Raw genomic sequence first — 4,384 nt, forward strand, 5'->3', positions numbered from 1 at the left:
GCCTAAGCGATCTTCACTACCAGGTACTCGGTCTTCATCATAAATGGTACCAGTGGCACTGTCTGTGCCTATAGTGGCGTTCTGTGCATTGCTGATATCCAGCACTAAGTCTTCTGATTGTTCATAAACATCATCATCCGCCACCGTAATGGTGATGACTGGGGCTTTGGTACTACCCGCTGCAATCTTGACGCTTGCGCCATTGGTGAGGAAGTCTTGGATCTCAGCTTGGGTGCCTAATGTCACTACAATGCCGTCTGAATTAGTGTAACTTATAGAAGCAACGTCCGCCGCTTCGATAGTGCTATTTACTGTATTCAGCTTAACGTCAACAATAGTGTCAAAGTTACTCAGATTATCTTGCGAGACATCAAAGATAAGCAAGTTATCGACACCTTCAGTGGCAGTATCTTTAGTGGCAGTAATAGATACTACTGGCGTATCATCGCCTACTGATGGATCTGCAGGATCAACAGGTGTTTCACCATCTGTGGTGCCATCATCATAGATGGTGGTGTTGACGCTGTCATCAGGGCCAATCGTTGCCGTACCTGAAGTGATATCAGTAACGGTAACGGTAAAGTCCTCGGGTCCTTCAAATAGGTTGTCATCTACAATCGGTACGCTGATGTCAACCGTAGTTTGACCTGCTGGAATGGTGACTTCTTGGGTGACAGGTGCGGTATAGTCAGCGGAACCTTCGGTGCTGCCATCACTAATGGTGACTTCAATCACCGTATCTTCCGTACTTGGGTTGCTAATACTTACGGTATAAGTCGCTTCATTGGCACTGCCATCAGCAGCGGTTTCATTCAAGCTGGTCGTGCCTGTGATGCTTACTACGCCTGGATAATCAACGGTAATGGTCGCTTGATTGGACTTTAATCCAGCATTGTCAGAAACAACATATTCAATAGGTGTCGGATCATTGCTAAAACCTGGCTCTGGTGTAAAAGTGACTTTGCCAGTCGTAGGATCAACTATCCACTCACCTTCGCCAGGCACAGTGATGCTAGTGACTTCATCACCTGTGGTAGGATCGATCAGCTTGACACTGGTAGGGTCTAAGTCGTTTTCAGGATCAATATCATTTGCCACTACGTCGATAGTGACAGGCTGACCTGTTTCACCTTTTACGACATCGTCTTCAGCAACAGGCGCCTGATTAACAGGAGGAGTGACACCACCACTATCGTTTGAGCTGCTACTACTAGCAGCGACTATACCAACCAATCCAACGCCAGCAGCCGCTGGTATCCACCAAGGCACAACTGCAACATACTCTGTACCGCCGAGCGCATGACCTTCAACATCACCTATTTCCAGTTGAGTTACATAATCATAAACCTCACCTGTATCTGGAATATAATGGTAATATTCACCATCTTCAGCGATACCAACTAATGCACTGTCTGGGTTATCGTAAAAACCTTGTATAATAAGATCGCTTTCTTGACCTTCTTCTTCAAATGAAACATGTAAGTCATTTTTCAGACGCTTAGTAATGATATGGTTAGGCGCTCGACCGATAGCAGTATCATGAAACTCATAATTCACCTTATCCATAGCTTTAATAATGGTAGGCTTACCGTCCTTGGTCACGACTTGTACTTGATCTATGGTTTGAGTCGCATCATTTGTCTTCACAATAATCGTATTCATTTTTATCTCTTATATTCTTCAATCAAAATTTTAAAACTTTACAGTCTTATGTATTAGGATGTCTAAATCGCTAAAAACTCATGGCTTAGCTAGGTTTTCTTCGACCACAGCAACCACTCGGCGATTGAGCTGCCTACCTTCTACTGTGTCGTTGCTTGCTCTTGGCTGCGACTCGCCATAACCAATGGCAGTTAAACGATCTTCTGCGACTCCAAACTGCGAGATCAATACTTCTTTTACCGCATTAACACGACGTTGGGATAAAGCTTGGTTATAGCTATCTTTGCCTCGGCTATCAGTATGCCCCTCGATGGTTACTACCGTATTAGGGTACTGGGTCATAAATTCAGCCAACTCAGCTACTTTGGCATAATACTCTGGCCGTACGACCGCCTTATCCGTCTCAAATAATACCTCAAGATCAATCGTCACTTTTTCAGTTAGCACTGGTGTTTCTTTTTCTACTGTTAAAGGTGGTATCACAGTGGGCATAGCAGCGACAGGTGCTGGGCAATTCGGTACGACACGACTGATTTGATGAGACTGATAAGATTTATTTGCTAATAGCGGTGATGCACTGTCAGGCGTTATCTGCGTCAGTGTGCTCTCGCCTGTTCCGTCCATTTCGACATAAAAAAAGTACGTTTGACCACCTTGTAACTGATAATCTTGCTTATCTGCCAATAAGTTATTATTTTTAAAACCAGTCGCCTGAGCACTCAACTGATTACTTCCAACACAAGAGTCCACCACCGTGTAGTTGTTCGCATGCAAACTGACGTGAAATCTGTTGTTGATGGAGATATTGGTACTTGTTTGCTCAGAATGATTATCGTTCTTCCGTATAAATACTAATCGAGTCTTATCAGACGCCACTTCTTGCTTGAGCACCTCTTTGAAGTCAATACTTTTTTTATTGTTCCACATAACGCCATCAACATGCTGGGTATAGCCTTCACTATCAGCACCACCAATGACAGCACAAGAAGGCATACCAAGCAATGTTATTGGTAAAATAATAGCAACTATATTCTTTCTAAGTATCTTGTTCATAGTATTAACCAGACTTCCATTTTTTTGATAGGTAATATTTTTAAATTAACAAGCAGATGGATTTATATGTTGTTTTTCAACGACCCTGATAGCTATATAGTTAGCTGAATGTAAAAATGTTATGGATTTAAACGCGCTACTGGTATAAATTTTACTTGCGTGCTGCGTGCCCAGAGGCTGCGCAAAATTCATCCCAATAGCGCTATGACATTTTTAGAGTGTATCGACTATAGTTCTATTTGCATATATACAGTAGATTTTATGTATAACAAACGTTAGTAGTATATATAAGAATAAAATCCTTCATACTCTATATATAGAATTTAATCCATAAACACACATAAAGAAAACGATATTGACCCGAAATGCAACATACGCCCACTCCAATCCAAAGTCGTATATTCTATGCCACGTGCTGCTAGTACTCATTTCAAATAGTATTTGTCTGCGTCGGCACAACACATAAAGAACATGGATGTTAGTAGGACTTGGTCTTATTTTAAAATAGATTAACGATAACTCATTAAAAAATCAGTCTTATGAGGAATACTCATGCAAAAAGAAATTTCTTTTAATTCGCTCTCTGCACACGACAAAAAAACAAAAAAGTCTGTTAAAGCAAAGGCATAATAGTAATTTTTAAGACGAATCAGACCATGCCAAACTTTAACAGACTTAGTAAAACTTTAACCCAAAACCTGAGCATGAACAAGGCAAGAATCAATTGTTTGAGCCTAATGATAATAGCCCTGATTACTGCTCAAAGCAGTAATCTTAAAAAAAATAGCAAGACACCTCCCTAAGGGTGGCAAGACCGACAGTCACTATCGCAGACTACAGCGATTTTTTGCCGAAGCGAGGATAGACTACGATCAACTGGCTTTAATGATATATCGACTATTTGGGCTAGGCAAAGTCACCTTAACCATTGACCGCACCAACTGGAAATGGGGTAAAAGTAACCTCAACATCTTTATGCTAGGGGTGGTATATAAAGGGATAGCCATCCCCTTATACTGGCAAATGCTAGATAAGCGAGGTAATACAAACCATCTTGAACGCTGTGAACTTATTGAGCGGTTTATCAAACAATTTGGCAAAGATAACCTTGAGATGATAGTAGCAGACAGAGAGTTTGTTGGCGAAAAATGGTTTAACTGGCTCACCAATAATCACATACCCTTTGCCATACGGATTAAGAAGAACAGTAAAGTTAAGAATCATCATGGCAAGTTGGTACAGATTAAAGAGTTATTGCGCCATGTTAGCCATCAAGAAACATATCGACATGGGCGAATACTGACTGTCGATGGTTGTTTGGTTCGAGTATTTGCCAAGCGTGATAAAGACTATGGTTTAGTGATTGTCGCAACCCATCAACTAGAAACAGTGGATGCGATGACAAGCTATGCTAAGCGTTGGGAAATTGAGACTTTATTTGCTTGTCTAAAGGGGCGTGGCTTTAATCTTGAAGATACCCACTTAACCCATCTTGATCGGGTCAGTAAATTAGTCGCAGTGAACGCCTTAGCATTTTGTTGGGCTTATCATGTCGGTATTTAACCCCAGTTCGGGATAAGGGCTCAAAAAAAAGATAAAAAAAGAAGCCCAAAATTGCTAAAGTAAGTTTACCAAGACCACTTAAGCAAAAAGGACTTCTTACATGGAC

The 4,384-nt window shown here is 41.3% G+C and carries 3 protein-coding genes; 1 reads left to right on the top strand and 2 read right to left on the bottom strand.

The features are described 5' to 3' along the window. Positions 1-1,662: Ig-like domain-containing protein (locus tag JFC05_RS12540; protein WP_198337123.1), on the bottom strand; the 1,662-nt coding region annotated here is incomplete at its 3' end. A gap of 78 nt (positions 1,663-1,740) precedes the next feature. Next, positions 1,741-2,655: an OmpA family protein gene (locus tag JFC05_RS12545; RefSeq protein WP_227697556.1), complete on the bottom strand. Its 915-nt coding sequence runs from the start codon at positions 2,653-2,655 to the stop codon at positions 1,741-1,743. Positions 2,656-3,498: 843 nt separating this feature from the next. On the opposite strand from JFC05_RS12545, the gene JFC05_RS12550 reads away from it, so the two are divergent. Further along, positions 3,499-4,278: an IS4 family transposase gene (locus tag JFC05_RS12550; RefSeq protein ID WP_244658197.1), complete on the top strand. Its 780-nt coding sequence runs from the start codon at positions 3,499-3,501 to the stop codon at positions 4,276-4,278. The last annotated feature ends 106 nt before the right edge of the window (positions 4,279-4,384 follow it).

It is taken from the genome of Psychrobacter celer (assembly GCF_016107555.1).
GTDB classification, from domain to species: domain Bacteria; phylum Pseudomonadota; class Gammaproteobacteria; order Pseudomonadales; family Moraxellaceae; genus Psychrobacter; species Psychrobacter celer.

Coding starts and splice junctions, on each gene's coding strand:
- JFC05_RS12545 (WP_227697556.1), bottom strand. CDS start 2,655: ATGCCTTCTTGTGCTGTCATTGGTGGTGCTGATAGTGAAGGCTATACC.